Below are 16,600 nucleotides of genomic sequence, written 5' to 3'. Positions count from 1 at the left end.
AGAGGCAAAAGATGAAAAAAACAATGAGAAATCAAACAACTTTGATTCGTGGAATCGTCGTTTTACTGATGATTTTATCAATGCTTGTTTTGCAATTAGTAATTCCTCTTTCTGCTACCACACCTAAGTTAATTATTGAACCCGAACAAAAAGATGTGACACGCGGTGAACGTGTCCATCTTCAAGTTAAACTATCAGAGGTTCAGGCATTTAAAAATGGTGTTGAAGGGTACTCAGGAACATTTCAGTATGATCCCAGTGTCCTCACATTTATAGAGGCAAAAAATAAAATATCAGGTTGGGCGTTTTCTACCGCTCCAACATCTGGAGAAATTAAGTTTGTTGGTTATGATGATAACCCACCTAATATTGCACAAAAAGAAGATATAGTAGCATTTGAGATTGAAGTTGAAATCTTAGAGAGTGCACCTTCGGGCGCAACAAAAATTGCAATTAAAAATGCTGCAGTTGCAGATACACAATTCAATGAACTGGATGCATCTACAAAGGAAAGTGTTCTTAATATTGTAGATAAAAGTAATCCAGAAGAATCTTCGAATAATCAACTTAAAGAGCTAATCATTAAAGATGGTGATACTAAATTAGAGTTAAATCCTAAATTCAATGAAAATACTTTGGATTATAAACTAGAGGTTGGTGAAAATACCAATACGATTGATATTAGTGCTTTACCAGTAGATGAACACTCTAAAGTTATTTCTGGAACTGGAAGTCATGAACTTAAGCCAGGTGAGAACATTATTAAGATTGTCGTTGAAGCAGAAGATGGGACTCAAAAAACATATACAGTTGTGGTAACAAAGAAGGATAAGGATAAAGAAGAAAATCCTGGTGGCGAAAAGCCAGATCCAAAACCTGAAGAAAAACCCGATCCTAAGCCGGAAGAGAAACCAACTCCGGGTGATAAAGAAGAAAAGCCCAAACCAGATACGGATAAACCAACGTCTGAAACAGGTAAAGATTCAAACGGAAATACAACAATCATCAACAATAACTCTGTCAATAATTACATCAGTACTATTGAAGGGATATCACTACAACCTAACTTAAGCCATGATGTTAATGAGTATCATGCCAACGTAGGTAAAAATACGGATCGTTTAAATCTAAAAGTAACACCTGAAGATCAAAATGCATCTGTTAATATTACGGGTCACGAATCATTGACATTTGGTGCCAATCAAATTACGATTACTGTGACTTCTCCAAGTGGCGAAAAACGTGACATTACAATTAACGTTAATCGTAGCGAAACAGAAAGTAGTGCTTACTTATCATCGATTTCTGTTGGAGGGTATGCACTAAATCCAGGATTTAAAGAAGATGTATTCTTTTATAACATGATTGTGGAGCATGATGTTAATCATCTTGCTGTTACTGCAGCACCGAAAGATGCGAATACCAATATCAACATCGCTGCAAACAATACACTAAGAGAAGGCATCAACTACATTAAGATTCATGCAAGTAATGCCGATGGTATTATGAATACTTATGTAATCGAAGTTATTCGTGAATCAGAATCAACTGGATTTAAATTGGATCATAGTGTCTTATGGGCAGGTGTCGGTACAATCTGGATACTCATTCTTGCGGTAGTATTTATTATGACTCGCAAAAAACCAAAAACGATTGTCTACGAAAAATCCCAACACGATGAGAAGATCTAGAAATTAGAGGGAAAAATGGAAAACGAAATACAAAAGAAAAAAGGATTTAATAAAACGAAGGGAATTCTTATTGCTACGGGAGTAGTATTAGTAATTCTTGTTGGCTATTTAATTTTTACTCAATTAAAACCTAAAGAAGGACCTAAAGTTCTTGAAACAAAACTAACAGAAATGGGAGCAGATTTTTATGAAAACTTCTACTTTGATAATGTTAGTGCAAACATGGATGAAGCCGATGCTAAAGATTTCTTCAATCGTTTTACAGAAAGTGGCATTAAAATCAATCTTGATAACCTAAGTCGTTATGACAACGGTAAGAATGCAACGATCGTAGAATCATTCATTAATCAAGAAACAAAAACAGCATGTGATATCAATAATACCCGTGCTGTTATTTATCCAAAAGATCCATTTGGTAAAAAAGACTATACTGTTAAAGCAGAACTTGATTGTGGTTTTGAAACACAGCCAAGTGAATAATTTAATGAATTACTAAATACTAATTTAATCTAGCACGATTTGATATGTTTAAGTGTCAAACTTATATAGTCGATACAGTGCAATATGATTGATTATCACTCAAAACTCCACACTAAGCTGTAGTGGAGTTTTTTCTATTCTTGTTATTATATTTTCAATTATTCTGAATGTAATGACGGTAAACAACAAACACGCCTCTATGAGTATGATAAAGCATATTCAAATAGTCTAAAAGAGATTTATGGGGGCGATGCTTCAAATCAACTCACAGATATAGCCAATAACTATGGTAAATATATTACACATGACTATGATGGATTGGGCAATCGCACATGATTGCGTGAAGAAATTCCATAAGACGAGGATAGTAGTACTAGTGGAATCGTTACCCACGGATCATCAGTTAAAGATGTTTTTGAGTGTATATAGATGTACGTTTTGCAAAGACTACTGGTCCACTATCTACATTGAGTTTACGTATTTGATTTAGATATGAAACCAAAGTAAAAGCACTTTATTACTTTTAATGGGAAAGATGTGAAATATATGTTAAAATTGGTACAGAACATTTGAGGTGAACCTATGAGTAAGAGAGTATTTAATTTAGATTTCTGTGGCAGAAGTCTAAGCGTTGAAACTGGGGAAATTGCGAAACAAGCTGGAGGATCAGTTCTTGTACGTTATGAAGATACAGCAGTTCTATCTGCTGCAACTGCAAGTAAGAAAGCTAAAGATATCGATTTCTTCCCGTTAACAGTAACTTATGAAGAAAAACTATACGCTGTTGGAAAGATTCCAGGCGGATTTTTACGTAGAGAGGGTCGTCCAAGCGAACATGCAACTTTAACGTCACGTTTGATTGATAGAACGATTCGTCCTTTATTTGCAGAAGGATTTAGAAATGAAGTTCAAGTTGTGAATACAGTTTTATCTGTTGATCAAGATTGTGCGCCAGATATGGCTGCAATGTTTGGAGCTTCTCTAGCACTTTGTATTTCAGATGTACCATTTGAAGGACCAATTGCTGGTGTAGTTGTTGGATTAATTGATGGAGAATATATCATTAACCCAACTATTGAAGAACAAGAACGTTCACGTATGCATTTAATTGTTGCGGGAACTAAAGATGCTATCAATATGGTTGAAGCGGGTGCTGAAGAAGTTTCTGAAGAAGAATTCTTAGAAGCTATGATGTTTGGACACCGTTACATTCAAGAACTATGTGACTTCCAAATTGAGATTGCTAAAGAAGTAGCAAAAGAAAAGATGGAAGTATCACTTTATGAAATTCCAGAAGAAATCAAAAACGAAATTGAAGAACTTGTTGGTGTTGAACTTAGAAAAGCAGTCGCAATCGAAAAGAAACTAGAACGCTATGAATCAATTGATGTTCTTGAAGAAAAAGCTGCAGATCACTTTGAAGCTAAGGAATACGAAACAGAAGCTGATAAGAATAAAGCTGTAAAATTTGTAAAAGAATACACACACAGTATTGTTGCTGATGAAGTTCGTCGTTTAATTTCAATTGAAAAGATTCGTCCTGATGGACGTAAAGTTGATGAAGTTCGTCCATTGGATGTACAAATCGACTTATTGAAACGTGTACACGGTAGTGGTTTATTTACTCGTGGTGAAACTCAAGTATTATCAGTCTGTACATTAGGTGCAACCGGCGATACTCAAATTATTGATGACTTAACAGAAGTAGAATCAAAACGATTCTTACACCACTATAACTTCCCTCCATATTCAGTAGGGGAAACAGGACGTATGGGAGCTCCAGGACGTCGTGAAATTGGTCACGGTGCTTTAGGTGAACGTGCGCTATCATATGTATTACCAAGTTTTGAAGAATTCCCTTATACAATTCGACTTGTTGCTGAAGTTCTTGAGTCAAATGGTTCTTCCTCACAAGCTTCAATTTGTGCAGGATCAATCGCTATGATGGCTGCAGGGGTTCCTGTGAAAGCTGCAGTAAGTGGTATTGCTATGGGTCTTGTTCAATATGGTGATGACTATACAATCCTTACTGATATTCAAGGTATGGAAGATCACTTTGGAGATATGGACTTTAAAGTTGCTGGTACTAAACAAGGTATCACAGCACTTCAAATGGATATTAAAATTAAAGGTTTAAGTGAACAAATTCTTCGTGAAGCACTTGCTCAAGCTAAAGTAGGTCGTGCAGAAATGATGACAGCAATGGATGCTGTAATCTCTGAACCACGTGATACTGTAGGTGAATATGCTCCTAAGATTGCTCAATTACAAATTGCTCCAGATAAGATTCGTGATGTTATTGGTCAAGGTGGTAAGGTAATTAACCAAATCATTGAAGACTGTGACAATGTAAAGATTGATATTGAAGACGATGGTCGTGTTGTAATTTACCATACTGATCTAGTAGCTATCAACAAAGCGAAAACTATCATTGAAGGAATTGTTAAGGAAGCTAAAGTGGGGGAAATCTACAAGGCTAAAGTTGTTCGTATCGAAAAATTCGGAGCATTCGTAAATCTATGGGGAACTACAGATGGATTACTCCATGTTTCCAAGATTGCACATGAACGTGTAGAAAAAGTTGAAGATGTACTAAAACTAGGTGATGTCATTGAAGTTAAAGTAACTGAAATTGATGATCGTGGTCGAATCAATGTTTCTCGTAAAGCATTGCTACCTAAACCAGAAGTTAAAAAAGAAGAAGTAAAAACAGAAGAAGCAAAACCTGCTACTCCTGAAGAAAAATAAATAAAAGAGGTTCTCATCATTTGATGGGAACCTTTGTTTATATTATTTAATAGTATTAATAATAGTTTCGTAAACTTCTTCGATATCAATTTCATTGGGTTGTGGTACAAACTTGAATTCGTCTTTAGCATAACGTGGAATTATGTGGACATGGTAATGGGGAACAGTTTGTCCAGATGTTTCACCAGCATTAGTAATGATATTGACGCCTTCTGCTCCAAATATCTCTACAAGATCTTTTGCGAGTCTTTGGGCTACTAAGTTAACTTTGCTTACAACTTCAGCAGGGGCTGTTAAGACTGATTCTGTTGCTTTCTTAGGTACGACAAGCGTATGTCCTTTTGTAGCTTGTGAGATGTCTAGAAAGGCGATGACATCAGTATCTTCCCATATGATTTTTCCAGGTATTTCTCGATCTGCAATCTTTTCAAATAATGTTTTCATATCATTCTCCTTCTTATGTCAATATTATACAACACAGTCATCAAATATCACATCAGTAAAAGAAAAAACCTCCGAGAAGGAGGTTTTAATTATTTAAGATAGTCAGGATATTTTTCTGTTACTTGGTCAAAAATTTGACGATCATAAACTTTGAAGTTGTTCTTTTGGAATAGTTTTGCTAGGTATTTATTATTCATTGTTTGGTTCTTAGCAAAGGTATCAAGAACTTCTTCTTTCATGTTTTTTGCATCAGTTTCTACAAGTTGAACAATGTAGTTTGTTTTGAGTGATTCGTTTTCACCATCAACAGCTAGGACATCACTTAATACAGGAACATCATTTTCTTTAATAAATTGAGAAACTACTGCAGGGAACTCTGTACCTTTTACAAGGTAGATTTGTTCAACACCACTAAATGTTGAACCTGCTTTCGGATAATCGAGAGCAACTGTCTGCATTGATTCACCAGCAGCAATACGTTCGCGAGCCTTAGCTGCATCGTCAGCATTATCTACTTGAAGGATGCTCATCTTGCGAGGGCTGTTTTCAGCTACGAGTGTATCGAAATCAGCTTCCATTTCATTCTTTAAGAGTTTAACCATTTTTAATTGAGCAAGAATATTATCTTTGTAGTATGCTTCCTCAGTTTCATAACCAATTTGTTGGTATAGTTTTTCAAATTCATCGCCGAATGTTTTCTTATATTCTTCCAACATCTTGCGGCCTTCACCATCAACTTCTTCATCTGAAATAGTTTCTACAAGTTGACTTTGTGATTGTTGTAATACTTTTTGTGTACCATATGCATTCTTGATTAATCCGAAGACATCATTATCTGAAATGGACTTACCATTTACATTAACAAGTTCTCCTGAGTTAGAAATCTTAGCATTTGCATCTGTCGAGCAACCGGTTAGCATTATTAATGTAAGTAAAACAGCTAATATTTTCTTCATTATTCTGCCTCCTTAATGCCCATGAAATCTAAGAGACTTTGTTTTGTTGCGTCATCTTTATATTTAATATCAAGGGTTTGTGCGTGTTTCCAAACTGCTTTGTATCCAACAGTAGGATTTGCATTTTCAAATGCAGCTACGAAATCATCATTTGCTTTCAAGCTATCAATGCTTGTATCAACTAAGATTAAGTGACGACCAAAGTTTGTTTGAACCCAGTCAGTTACAACGCCATTTTCTGCAGCAACTGCAGCATCTTTAAATTCTTGAACTAATTGTGTATTGGATACATCGACATAACCTACAAGTCCACCTTGAAGTGCGGAGTTTGTGTCATCTGATTTTGCAGATGCAACTTTGTCGAATGTTTCGCCTGCATTCAGTGATGCAATAACTTCATCCATCTTAGCTTGTTCAGCTTCAGTTGGGTTTGCAGGATCTTCCATCTTCACAAGAATGTGTTTCACGATACGTGGTTTATTTTGTGTTAAGAACGGTGTGATATATTCTGCTTCGTTTTCACTTGCAAAATCAAAAACTAATTTATCACGTTTATGCATATTTTCAAAGAAAATATTTAATTCGTTAATATCTTTGTAGCCCATTGATTTAAGATAGTTTTCTACTTCTTTTAATCCTTTGCTACCTGTTTCTGCGAATTGGGATTTTAAAGCTTTAGCTTGTTTTTCACCATATTCTTTTGCTTCATCCGTTGTTGGAACTGAAGAAATTACTTCTTTTTCAAACAACTTATAAAGTTCGCCATTCCCGTTTTGTTTTACTACATCAGTATATAAGTCATCAGCTAAATAATTAACACCTGAAATTTCTGATACGACATGTTTACCGTCGACTTTTTTACCTTTTAAAACCGAATTCATTTGTTGAGAGCTATAATATCCGATTCCAACAATGAAAACTAATCCAATAACGATGACAAACCAATATTTTTTTAAATTGTCAATCATTAGATTCCTCCTTTGTATCTTATTAATTATAGGTTATTTAGAAACCCATTGCAATAATATCAGTGTATTTTGCACCGAGTTACTGAGGTAAACAAAATTATCTTGTGTTATAATGAATTCACGATTATCAGAGAGGAAACGAAGAAAAATGGCACAGTTAAAAATTGAAAATCTTCACGTAGAAATTGAAGGTAAAAAAATCTTGAAAGGTGTTGATCTCGTGGTAAATGAAAATGAAATTCATGCTATCATGGGACCTAATGGTAATGGAAAATCTACCTTGCTTTCAGCTATTATGGGACACCCACGTTACGAGATAACAGAAGGATCTGTCATGATTGATGATATCAATGTTTTAGAGCTTGAAGTTGATGAACGAAGTAAGTTGGGACTATTTTTAGGAATGCAATATCCACAAGAAGTTTCTGGTGTTACTAATTCAGATTTTATGAAATCTGCAATGAATGCACGTCGTGACTCACCCATTGGATTGTTTGAGTTTGTTAAATCAATGGAAACCGGTGTTGAGCGTTTGAAAATGAAAGAGGATCTTGCACACCGCTTCTTAAATGAAGGCTTTAGTGGCGGTGAGAAGAAACGCAATGAAATTTTACAGATGATTCTTCTTGAACCACGATTCGCAATGCTTGATGAAATTGACTCAGGACTTGATATTGATGCTTTAGGTCTTGTAGCACGTGTCTTAAAAGAAGAACAAGACAAACGTAAAATGGGTTTAATCATTGTGAGTCACTATGAGAGATTCTTTGAACTTATCCGTCCAACACATACACATGTCATGATGGATGGAAAGATTGTATTGTCATCCGATGCATCTCTTGTTACTAAGATTGACCAAGATGGTTATGATTGGATTGATGCGAAACCTGCCGAGACAGAGAAGGAATACAAACAACGAATCGCTTTAGAATCGTGTGCAATTCGTGATCGTGTAGGTAAATAAGATGCGAAATATAGATCAAACACAAACACTAAGTCTTAGTGAAGGCTTAAATCACTTTCAAGTGAATGTTCGTGATGATATCGCAGTAACACTTCAAATTCTTCCTAACACACAAGGAACACTCTATTTAGAAGTTTTAGGTTCAGGAAGCATGACATTAGATATTCATGTTGGTGAAAATAGTAATTGGAAGTATCTATGGATTAACCATAGTAACGAAGTGTTACATGTTAAAGAACATATTATCATGAATGAAAATGCACATTTTGTTGCGAACTATGGTGAGATGTCACTGGGAAATCATAAGAAAGAAACACATATTGAATATTGTGGGCTCGGTTCTCATGTTGATTTTAGAGGGGCTGTTGTTGCTTTTGATACCCTTGATTGGAAAATCCTTGCAGATCATCAAGCTAAGAAGAGTTATGCAATGGTAACTTGTAATGCCATTGTTTTAGATAATGCACGGTTGAAACTTGAAATTATTGGAAGCATTTCAAAAGGAAACAGTGGTTCCGAAACCCATCAAATGAGTCGGATAATGAACTTAGGGGAGAATGTACATGGTATGGTCTACCCAATGTTATTGATTGATGAAAATGATGTTGCGGCATCACATGCTGCATCTGTAGGGCAACCTGATGAAGAGCAAGTCTATTATCTTCAGTCTCGTGGTTTAACGCGTCTTGATGCATTAAAATTAATCATTACCGGATATCTCATGCCTATTGTTGATGCAATAGACGATGAAGGTATCAAAGAAACACTGGTACAAGAAATTATGGAGAAGGTGAATAACCAATGGCAAGAATAAGAGATGATTTTCCATTTATTGTTAAACATCCAGATATCGCTTATTTTGATAATGCCGCAACCACACTTAAACCAAAGTGCGTGATTGATGCCGTAACGGACTATTATGAAAACTTAAGTTCAAACATTCATCGTGGTGATTACGAAACATCATTAATCACCAGTCAGAAATATGAGTCTGCACGACAAAAAACAGCACAATTCATTAATACCGAAGCAAAAAACATTGTGTTTACTTCCGGTGCGAGTGAGAGCTTAAACTTAGTGGCCTATGGTTATGGTAAGACTTGTTTGAAAGCGGGCGACGTTGTATTACTGAACGAATCTGAACATGCTTCTAATACGTTACCTTGGTATTCCTTAGCACAAGATATTGGAATTAAAGTTGAATTCATTAAATTAGATTCTAATGGAAGAATCACGGAGACTGCACTGCGAAACGCAATGCATGATGATGTAAAGGTCGTATCAATCGCACATATATCAAATGTTTTGGGTTATATTAATGATATAAAACATATCGGTCAAATTGTTCATGAGTTTGGGGCAGTGTTGTGTGTTGACGGTGCGCAATCCATTGGGCATATGCCTGTTGATGTGAATGAATTAGATGTCGATTTCTACGCATTCTCTGCTCATAAAATGTTAGGTCCTACAGGTGTGGGAGTTCTTTACGGAAAACCAGAACTGCTTAAAGTAATGAATCCGATTGCCCATGGTGGTGGATCAAATGTTCGTTTTAATGCTTGTGGTGAAGTTGTCTTAAAAGAGGCTCCTGCAAAATTTGAAGCTGGGACGCCTAATATCGAAGGTGTTATCGGATTTGGTGCAGCTTTAGATTATTTAAATGATCTGGGCATGGCTAACATTCATGAAATTGTTGATCCACTTCATAAAAAAGTGATTGATGGCTTACTTGAAATGGAACATGTAAAGGTCTATAACCCCGAATCGGATTCTGCGATTGTATCCTTTAGTGTCGATGGCATCTTTGCTCAAGATGTCGCAGCCTATTTAAATAAAGAAAAAGTATATGTAAGATCTGGAGAACATTGTGCCAAGATGTTAAATGGTGTCCTCCATGCAGAAAAAAGTATTCGTTTATCTCTGTATTTCTATAATACAGAAGCTGAGATTCAACAATTCTTAGAGGCAATGCGTACCATTACGCTTGAGAAATGCATTGATCTCTATATATAAGGAGGGATAATATGAATTATTTTGATGATCCCCAATTTTTAAGACAAATAATTATGGATCACTATGAAAATCCAAGAAATAAAAGAACAGAAGCAGACTACCCTCATGCAAGAGTTAGTACTGATTCATGTATTGATGACCTTACAATTCAAGTGAAAATTGTAAACGATGTTATTGAAGACATTTGCTTTGATGGTCAAGCCTGTACTATTGCAACATCATCAGCTTCAATCATGACTGAGCTCTTAAAAGGAAAAACAATTGAAGAAGCAGAAGCAATCATTGCTGAGTTTAATCGTATGGTTCATCTTGAATCTTATAATGAGGAGCTCTTGCAAGAGGCAGTTGCTTTTAAAAATGTTGGACGTCAAGCCAATCGTATTACCTGTGCGACTTTAGGCTGGCGTGGTGCTGTGAAGATAATTGAGGAGGGACATGAATCCGATGTGTGATGATAAGATAACCGATCGCGATCGTTTACCCAATGAAGAATATCAATATGGGTTTCATGATAACGTTCAAGCGGTCGTTGAATTTGATAAAGGACTGAATGAAAATGTGGTTCGTGAAATATCTCGAATCAAACAAGAACCGGAATGGATGTTGGAGTTACGTTTAAAAGCATTTCATGCTTTTGAAGCTATGCCAATGCCAGAATGGGGAGCAGATCTTAGTGGTGTAAACTTCGATGAGTATATTTATTACTTACGTGCAAGTGAACGTGCAGAAACAAACTGGGAAGATGTTCCCGAAGACATTCGGAATACATTTGAGAGATTAGGGATTCCAGAAGCAGAAGCAAAATATTTATCCGGAGTTGCTACACAATATGATTCTGAAGTTGTTTATGCAAGCATGTTGAAGGAAGTTGAAGATAAGGGGATCTTATTCTTTGATATGGATACAGGATTGAGAGATTATCCTGAAATCGTCAAGAAATACTTTAATACACTTGTTCCTTATAATGATAATAAGTTTGCTGCGCTTAATACAGCGGTCTGGTCAGGGGGATCCTTTATTTATGTTCCTAAAGGTGTTGTTCTTGATAAACCACTCCAGTCCTACTTTAGAATTAATGCCGAACAAATGGGGCAGTTTGAAAGAACTTTAATTATTGTTGATGAAGGGGCAGACGTTCACTACGTTGAAGGATGTACAGCACCAATCTATTCTAAGAACTCCATGCATGCAGCTGTTGTTGAAATCTTCGTTCATGAGAACGCAAAATGCCGTTACACAACCATTCAAAACTGGTCGGGCAATGTCTATAACCTGGTAACGAAACGTTCAATGGTAGAAGCACATGGTATTATGGAATGGATTGATGGAAACATTGGTGCCTATAAAACAATGAAATACCCATCTTGTATTCTTAATGGCCCTTATGCAAAAGGAATGACAATTTCGATTGCTGTAGCAAGTAAGAACCAATGGCAAGATGCGGGAGCTAAAATGATTCATAAAGCACCTAATACTCAAAGTACCATTATTTCAAAATCAGTATCTCGTAATGGTGGCGTCGTTAACTATCGAGGCGTGGTGCATCATGATAAGAATGCAACAAATGCGAAAACTAAGATTGAGTGTGATACTTTAATTTTAGATCAACTCTCAATGAGTGATACAATGCCGGTTAACATTGTGGAAACCAATGCTTCAATTATTGAACATGAGGCACGGGTATCAAAAATATCAGAAGAAGAACTTTTCTATCTTATGAGTCGTGGACTTTCGGAAGAACAAGCTTCGGAGACAATTATCCTCGGATTTTTAGAACCGTTTACACGTGAGCTTCCTATGGAATATGCTGTTGAATTAAATCAACTCATGAAGATGGAAATGGAAGGCTCTGTTGGGTAATCTTTTCAATAAACACTAAGTACATATTTGTATTTAGTGTTTGTTTTTATAAAAAAGTAGCGTATGCTACTTTTAGAAATGAACTCTCATCTGTTTTTGGCTAAATAGTGATCCAATATGTACTTGTTTAGTCTTATGATCGACCCGATAAAAGATTGCATACTGTTTTCCAATTAAGATTCTATATGTAGGTATTGCGAAATGATATATTTTAGAAACTTCCTCGTGCATTTCAGGAACTTTTCTTAGTAGTTTTAGTGATGTTCCAATTGACGTCACAAATTTACTAATTTCCTCATTAGAAAATCCCAATTCGGACTCCCAATGGTAGATTAATTTTTCGAGATTCAAAACAAAATTTTCAGAAAAGATTAAGTCATAATTCATCTGTATTCCAACCATACTTTGAAAATTTACGTTTCATATCCTTTTCATGCAGTGTATTGTTATTGGAGAAATCTCTAAAACTTTCTTCAATGAGTTTCTTATCATGTTCTATTTCTACATTTTCAGTATCAAAGATCAATTTTTTCCCTTCTTTCCTAAAGCTTAAATTATCGCCAATTTGCAACCCGCTTTCTTTGGGTAAAATAATTCCCATTGAATTTCCAATTTTACGTACCTTAATTGTTGCCATGAAATCACCTCTTTAACCTGGTTATAACATAAGTTATAACCAAGTACAATATTGAAATTGGCTTAAAACTTATTTACATTAGTATCCCACCTTTACTAATATGAAATAAAGATTACTTTCGAACTTCCTAATCTTTTATTGTGAGATAAAGTGCATCATGTTACGATTATAAAAAGAAAAGGACGTGATACAGATGAAGTTTTATACCATAGGTGAAACTGCCAAAAAAGCAGGAATTACAACTGAAACATTACGTCATTATGATCGTATTGGAATCTTAGTTCCGTCTAAAACTGATTCTGAAACGCGATATCGCTATTATTCAGATCAAGACTTGGTAATACTCACGGCGATACTGTCTCTTCAACAAATGGATATATCGTTAGCACGGATTAAAGAAGTGCTGGAATATGATAATTTTAATGATGTTATTGCATTCATGAACGAGGCAGAGGCTAAGGCAGAAGAGAAAATCAAACTTTTAAATGAGAGTCGAGAAAAGATAAGTCGTGCTAAAGCGGACTTTATAGAGAAGGCTAAGAAATATGTTAGAGCAGATCAAGCCATTGAAATAAACTATCCAAAGAGAGTCTTGCTTTTATCTGATACAGATGATGTTCCAAATTTAAACAATCTTGAAAACTATCATGCAAGTTTTTATGCACAGTTGGGTCCGGATTTTAGTGATAAATTTAAATTTGAAAATATCGCTGGTCTCTACTTAAATAAAAACGAAACGAAACTCTTTACAGTGTGTGAACGTTATGATGAAACCATACCTCTTGTTGTGGTGCCTAGTGGTATCTATCTTTGTATGGAGAGCAATCCTGATACGGTCGATCAAGTAACTCAATACCTTGTAGAGAAGGTGAGACGCGATTATAATTATAAGAGTAAAATTGTGATTCAAGAGGTTATGGTAGTTGGAATCTTGAAGTGGCAGTATCTGGTACAAGTATATAGTGGGAAAGCAATGTGAACTAATCGTGAGTTCTTGACATTGGTGTAACACAAATGTATATACTTATCTTTACGATATTAAAGGTTATATATAGGTGTCTCTAATGAAAAATTCATGGTATAAACTTGATAACTCCGCAAACCTGTTTCCAGCAGTTGCGAACTCAAAAAATTCTTCTGTATTTCGTGTCAGTATGATTTTAGATCAAACAATTGACGGTGATCAGTTACAAAATGCCTCAATGAAAGTTTTTGAATGCTATCCGATGTATATGGTTGAGCTTCGAAAAGGGTTGTTTTGGAATTATCTCAATTCTTTAGATGAACCCATTCAAGTCTCACTAGAATGTGACTATCCTTGTAAACCTTTTGATTTTGAATACAGCAGGGATTTAATACGAATTTTATATGGTAATAATAGAATATCGGTTGAGGTCTTTCATACCTTAACGGATGGAACAGGTGCTACAGAATTTCTTAAGTCGCTGGTTTTCTTCTACTTAGAAGGTGATGATGCACAAGGGAAAGTTCGCACTACCGATTCCTTAAACCGTAATGACTATGAAGATAGTTACCTGAAAAATTATCGACCTCATTTTAATGTGAAGAAGAAACTTCCGTTTGCTTATCATATCCAAGGATATCCTTATGCTAATGGTGGTAATGGAGCAATCCATGGTCATTTAAAGGTCGACGAAATTCATAAGCTTTCGAAAAGCTTGGGTGTGTCCATTACAACTTTATTAACTGCAACTCTGATTGAAGCCATTGCGATTGAAACCGATCAAAGTAAAGGCAAACCCATTGTTGTTTCGATACCTGTGAATCTACGAAAGCATTTTGATTCAAAAACGCTCAGTAATTTCTTCGGGGTAGCAAATATTGGTGTTGTCTGGGAAGAAACATTAACTTCAGAAGAAGTCATTGAATCGGTTAAAGAACAACTTCAGTTTGAATTAAGTCCGAACTCATTACAAAGTATTATTACCAATAATGTTGCTTATGAAAAAATACCAGGAGCTGCGTTTGTTCCTTTAGCATTAAAAAATAGAATTATCAGTTTGGGTTCTTTCTTCTTGGGAGAAAATACGAAAACAGTCACGTTATCAAATATTGGAATTGTTGATATGCCGGATCCAATGAAAGCACACATTCTTGGAATGGAGGCACTTTTGTATCCAACGAAAAAAAGTCCGATTAATTGTGGTGTTATTACGTATGGCAATCAAATGACAGTATCGTTTATTAACAGAAATACCGATAATGCCGTGATTCGGAGATTCTTTAGATTGTTATCCCAGAATTATGACCTCAATGTTTCGGTTTATGCCAATGAATGGAGTCAAGAATAGTATGAAAACATGCCAACATTGTCAGGTTGACGTTTATGATAATCATGAATGTTGCCCCTTATGTGGTCACTCTGTCGGTGAAAAAGGCGAAAGTCCCTTTCAATATATAGAGTACCAAGAAAACCCTAATCAACAAGCCTTCAACATTCGAAAAGTATCCCGGCTTCTTATGGCCTTTATTTCGATTGTAGCGGTAGTTGTGAACTTACTAACGCTTCATGTGAATTCATTCTATTGGAGTCCTATTGTCGTTGTAAGTTGCTTGTACGCCAACGTATTTCTATTTGATACGTTTAATAAACATAAAAAGTTTGGGCGTCGCATCATTAATAACTATGTATTCTTTGTTGTGATGTGTATTGTTATTGATGTTATGAATGGTTTTATAGGATGGTCGATAGTATTTATTTTCCCGCTTATGGGAACGATGGTATCGGTACTTTGTATGATGAGTCTTTTACTCAATCGAGACAAATATCAAGATAAAATATCAGATGTCTTAATAATGATAGGATTAAATCTTTTTCCAATTGTCGTTTGTTTGATTCATGGATCTCCAGTAATATGGCCAAGCGTCGCAGCTTTAACAGGAGCAATCCTTATTGTGATTATCATGATATCCATATCTTATTCTAACTTTAGACTTGAAGTAAGTAAGAGGTTGCACCGCTAATGATACCAATACTAATAGGCGTTGTGATAGCAGTGGTCCTTGGTTGGATATCATACAAAGTTATTATTTATTACTACATGGATTATGTGCATCCCTTCCCATCTGTTGATGATACTCAAAGCAATGCGTTGTTGATTAGTGATAGCATTGGCTTTGGTATGCTTGCAATGTGTCGCAAGAAGCACTTGTATCGAAACATTCTTAAAGAAGCTTATAAAGACAGTTTTATACTTTATGGTCTGACCGTTAATGGTGCGACTTTGAGTCGAAACAATCCGCGCAGTATTATGGATTATGTTAACTGGGAAAAAGCTGTCAAACACAAGTATCAAATGGTATTCATTCAACTGGGAACAAATGACTCTAAGAATGATGTATGGCATGGGGAGGATCAGTTTATTAGCGATTTGGAAGAACTCCTAAATCAAGTTCGTCGCACCAGCCCACAATGCAAAATTGTACTGATAGGGCCACCACCTATTTATAAAGTCCACAACCAAGATGTCTATAACTATGATATGAATCGCGAACATCTTATCACTATCGAAAACTTACTTCAGACTTACGCTCAAAACCATGAGCTTCAGTTTGTGCCAATGATGGATCAAACGTTAAACTTTAAACCATGTCTGAAGATAGATGGGGTTCACCCAAATAAAAAGGGCCATCGATTAATAGCGAATCAGATAATAAAATATACGAAACAATAAACCAAAATCTGCATAAAAGCAGTGTTGATTAAAGGGATGAATTTAAGAATCATCCTTTTGTTTTAAGTGTCATATAAAAAGCTCCAAAATTAATACCTATTGCGTTCATTATTTGGTAGAATAGAAGCAATTAGTGTTAGGAGT

The 16,600-nt window shown here is 35.6% G+C and carries 17 protein-coding genes; 12 read left to right on the top strand and 5 right to left on the bottom strand.

Annotated features, from left to right (window positions below; genetic code table 11):
* Window positions 1–11: 11 nt before the first annotated feature.
* From H9L01_RS09710 to pnp, 3 genes are all read left to right on the top strand, one after another.
* A complete protein-coding gene (locus tag H9L01_RS09710; protein ID WP_187533753.1) occupies window positions 12–1,691 on the top strand; it encodes a cadherin-like beta sandwich domain-containing protein in 1,680 nt (559 codons plus the stop codon).
* A gap of 15 nt (window positions 1,692–1,706) precedes the next feature.
* The gene (locus H9L01_RS09705) at window positions 1,707–2,171 is read left to right on the top strand and encodes a hypothetical protein (RefSeq protein ID WP_187533752.1); all 465 of its coding nucleotides are present in this window, start codon (window positions 1,707–1,709) and stop codon (window positions 2,169–2,171) included.
* A 582-nt stretch (window positions 2,172–2,753) separates the two neighbouring features.
* Window positions 2,754–4,919 carry a polyribonucleotide nucleotidyltransferase gene (gene pnp / locus H9L01_RS09700; protein ID WP_187533751.1) on the top strand — a complete coding sequence of 722 codons (2,166 nt, stop codon included), beginning with the start codon at window positions 2,754–2,756 and terminating at the stop codon, window positions 4,917–4,919.
* Window positions 4,920–4,961: 42 nt separating this feature from the next.
* Here the strand turns inward: pnp and H9L01_RS09695 are convergent, their stop codons facing one another.
* The 3 genes from H9L01_RS09695 to H9L01_RS09685 all read right to left on the bottom strand — a co-directional run bounded on the left by H9L01_RS09695 (window position 4,962) and on the right by H9L01_RS09685 (window position 7,287).
* A complete protein-coding gene (locus tag H9L01_RS09695) occupies window positions 4,962–5,363 on the bottom strand; it encodes an HIT family protein (RefSeq protein ID WP_187533750.1) in 402 nt (133 codons plus the stop codon).
* Between the two features lie 89 nt (window positions 5,364–5,452).
* Window positions 5,453–6,319 carry a peptidylprolyl isomerase PrsA gene (locus H9L01_RS09690; protein ID WP_187533749.1) on the bottom strand — a complete coding sequence of 289 codons (867 nt, stop codon included), beginning with the start codon at window positions 6,317–6,319 and terminating at the stop codon, window positions 5,453–5,455.
* Window positions 6,319–7,287, bottom strand: coding sequence for a peptidylprolyl isomerase (locus H9L01_RS09685; RefSeq protein ID WP_187533748.1), 969 nt, complete (start codon window positions 7,285–7,287; stop codon window positions 6,319–6,321). Before H9L01_RS09685 ends, H9L01_RS09690 begins: the two co-directional genes overlap by 1 nt.
* A gap of 148 nt (window positions 7,288–7,435) precedes the next feature.
* Here H9L01_RS09685 and sufC point away from each other — a divergent pair, with 148 nt between their 5' ends.
* The 5 genes from sufC to sufB are packed head-to-tail and all read left to right on the top strand — an operon-like array spanning window position 7,436 to window position 12,124.
* Window positions 7,436–8,251 carry a Fe-S cluster assembly ATPase SufC gene (sufC, locus tag H9L01_RS09680; protein WP_187533747.1) on the top strand — a complete coding sequence of 272 codons (816 nt, stop codon included), beginning with the start codon at window positions 7,436–7,438 and terminating at the stop codon, window positions 8,249–8,251.
* A 1-nt stretch (window position 8,252) separates the two neighbouring features.
* A complete protein-coding gene (locus H9L01_RS09675) occupies window positions 8,253–9,065 on the top strand; it encodes a SufD family Fe-S cluster assembly protein (RefSeq protein ID WP_187533746.1) in 813 nt (270 codons plus the stop codon).
* Entirely contained in the window at window positions 9,053–10,264 is a 1,212-nt protein-coding gene (locus tag H9L01_RS09670; RefSeq protein ID WP_187533745.1) for an aminotransferase class V-fold PLP-dependent enzyme, read from the top strand. The genes H9L01_RS09675 and H9L01_RS09670 overlap by 13 nt, the downstream gene beginning before the upstream one ends.
* An 11-nt stretch (window positions 10,265–10,275) precedes the next feature.
* The gene (gene sufU / locus H9L01_RS09665; RefSeq protein WP_187533744.1) at window positions 10,276–10,716 is read left to right on the top strand and encodes a Fe-S cluster assembly sulfur transfer protein SufU; all 441 of its coding nucleotides are present in this window, start codon (window positions 10,276–10,278) and stop codon (window positions 10,714–10,716) included.
* Window positions 10,709–12,124 carry a Fe-S cluster assembly protein SufB gene (sufB, locus tag H9L01_RS09660; protein ID WP_187535039.1) on the top strand — a complete coding sequence of 472 codons (1,416 nt, stop codon included), beginning with the start codon at window positions 10,709–10,711 and terminating at the stop codon, window positions 12,122–12,124. The genes sufU and sufB overlap by 8 nt, the downstream gene beginning before the upstream one ends.
* A 72-nt stretch (window positions 12,125–12,196) precedes the next feature.
* Here sufB and H9L01_RS09655 read toward each other — a convergent pair whose 3' ends face one another.
* Window positions 12,197–12,526, bottom strand: coding sequence for a type II toxin-antitoxin system RelE/ParE family toxin (locus H9L01_RS09655; RefSeq protein WP_246449019.1), 330 nt, complete (start codon window positions 12,524–12,526; stop codon window positions 12,197–12,199).
* On the bottom strand, window positions 12,501–12,761 hold the full coding sequence (locus tag H9L01_RS09650) for an AbrB/MazE/SpoVT family DNA-binding domain-containing protein (protein WP_187533743.1): 261 nt from the start codon (window positions 12,759–12,761) through the stop codon (window positions 12,501–12,503). Before H9L01_RS09650 ends, H9L01_RS09655 begins: the two co-directional genes overlap by 26 nt.
* Before the next feature lie 193 nt (window positions 12,762–12,954).
* On the opposite strand from H9L01_RS09650, the gene H9L01_RS09645 reads away from it, so the two are divergent.
* From H9L01_RS09645 to H9L01_RS09630, 4 genes are all read left to right on the top strand, one after another.
* Window positions 12,955–13,740, top strand: a complete 786-nt coding sequence (locus H9L01_RS09645) for a MerR family transcriptional regulator (RefSeq protein ID WP_187533742.1) — start codon at window positions 12,955–12,957, stop codon at window positions 13,738–13,740.
* 85 nt (window positions 13,741–13,825) lie between these two features.
* Window positions 13,826–15,073 (top strand): alcohol acetyltransferase, encoded by a 1,248-nt coding sequence (locus tag H9L01_RS09640; RefSeq protein ID WP_187533741.1) that lies wholly within the window; start codon window positions 13,826–13,828, stop codon window positions 15,071–15,073.
* A 1-nt stretch (window position 15,074) separates the two neighbouring features.
* Window positions 15,075–15,746, top strand: a complete 672-nt coding sequence (locus tag H9L01_RS09635) for a DUF6320 domain-containing protein (RefSeq protein ID WP_187533740.1) — start codon at window positions 15,075–15,077, stop codon at window positions 15,744–15,746.
* Complete coding sequence (locus H9L01_RS09630) at window positions 15,746–16,456, top strand: SGNH/GDSL hydrolase family protein (protein WP_187533739.1); 711 nt, start codon at window positions 15,746–15,748, stop codon at window positions 16,454–16,456. Before H9L01_RS09635 ends, H9L01_RS09630 begins: the two co-directional genes overlap by 1 nt.
* Window positions 16,457–16,600 lie beyond the last annotated feature (144 nt).

It is taken from the genome of Erysipelothrix inopinata (assembly GCF_014396165.1).
Taxonomy (GTDB): domain Bacteria; phylum Bacillota_I; class Bacilli_A; order Erysipelotrichales; family Erysipelotrichaceae; genus Erysipelothrix; species Erysipelothrix inopinata.
Note: the sequence above shows the minus strand (reverse complement) of the source record. Positions and strands in the feature narration are given on the sequence as shown.

Bases quoted from the DNA above. Each gene is read 5' to 3' on its own strand.
- H9L01_RS09705 (WP_187533752.1), top strand. From the start codon at position 1,707: ATGGAAAACGAAATACAAAAGAAAAAAGGATTTAATAAAACGAAGGGA.
- pnp (WP_187533751.1), top strand. From the start codon at position 2,754: ATGAGTAAGAGAGTATTTAATTTAGATTTCTGTGGCAGAAGTCTAAGC.
- H9L01_RS09710 (WP_187533753.1), top strand. From the start codon at position 12: ATGAAAAAAACAATGAGAAATCAAACAACTTTGATTCGTGGAATCGTC.
- sufU (WP_187533744.1), top strand. From the start codon at position 10,276: ATGAATTATTTTGATGATCCCCAATTTTTAAGACAAATAATTATGGAT.
- H9L01_RS09670 (WP_187533745.1), top strand. From the start codon at position 9,053: ATGGCAAGAATAAGAGATGATTTTCCATTTATTGTTAAACATCCAGAT.
- H9L01_RS09695 (WP_187533750.1), bottom strand. From the start codon at position 5,363: ATGAAAACATTATTTGAAAAGATTGCAGATCGAGAAATACCTGGAAAA.
- H9L01_RS09650 (WP_187533743.1), bottom strand. From the start codon at position 12,761: ATGGCAACAATTAAGGTACGTAAAATTGGAAATTCAATGGGAATTATT.
- H9L01_RS09640 (WP_187533741.1), top strand. From the start codon at position 13,826: ATGAAAAATTCATGGTATAAACTTGATAACTCCGCAAACCTGTTTCCA.
- H9L01_RS09685 (WP_187533748.1), bottom strand. From the start codon at position 7,287: ATGATTGACAATTTAAAAAAATATTGGTTTGTCATCGTTATTGGATTA.
- sufC (WP_187533747.1), top strand. From the start codon at position 7,436: ATGGCACAGTTAAAAATTGAAAATCTTCACGTAGAAATTGAAGGTAAA.
- sufB (WP_187535039.1), top strand. From the start codon at position 10,709: ATGTGTGATGATAAGATAACCGATCGCGATCGTTTACCCAATGAAGAA.
- H9L01_RS09630 (WP_187533739.1), top strand. From the start codon at position 15,746: ATGATACCAATACTAATAGGCGTTGTGATAGCAGTGGTCCTTGGTTGG.
- H9L01_RS09690 (WP_187533749.1), bottom strand. From the start codon at position 6,319: ATGAAGAAAATATTAGCTGTTTTACTTACATTAATAATGCTAACCGGT.
- H9L01_RS09635 (WP_187533740.1), top strand. From the start codon at position 15,075: ATGAAAACATGCCAACATTGTCAGGTTGACGTTTATGATAATCATGAA.
- H9L01_RS09655 (WP_246449019.1), bottom strand. From the start codon at position 12,526: ATGGTTGGAATACAGATGAATTATGACTTAATCTTTTCTGAAAATTTT.
- H9L01_RS09675 (WP_187533746.1), top strand. From the start codon at position 8,253: ATGCGAAATATAGATCAAACACAAACACTAAGTCTTAGTGAAGGCTTA.
- H9L01_RS09645 (WP_187533742.1), top strand. From the start codon at position 12,955: ATGAAGTTTTATACCATAGGTGAAACTGCCAAAAAAGCAGGAATTACA.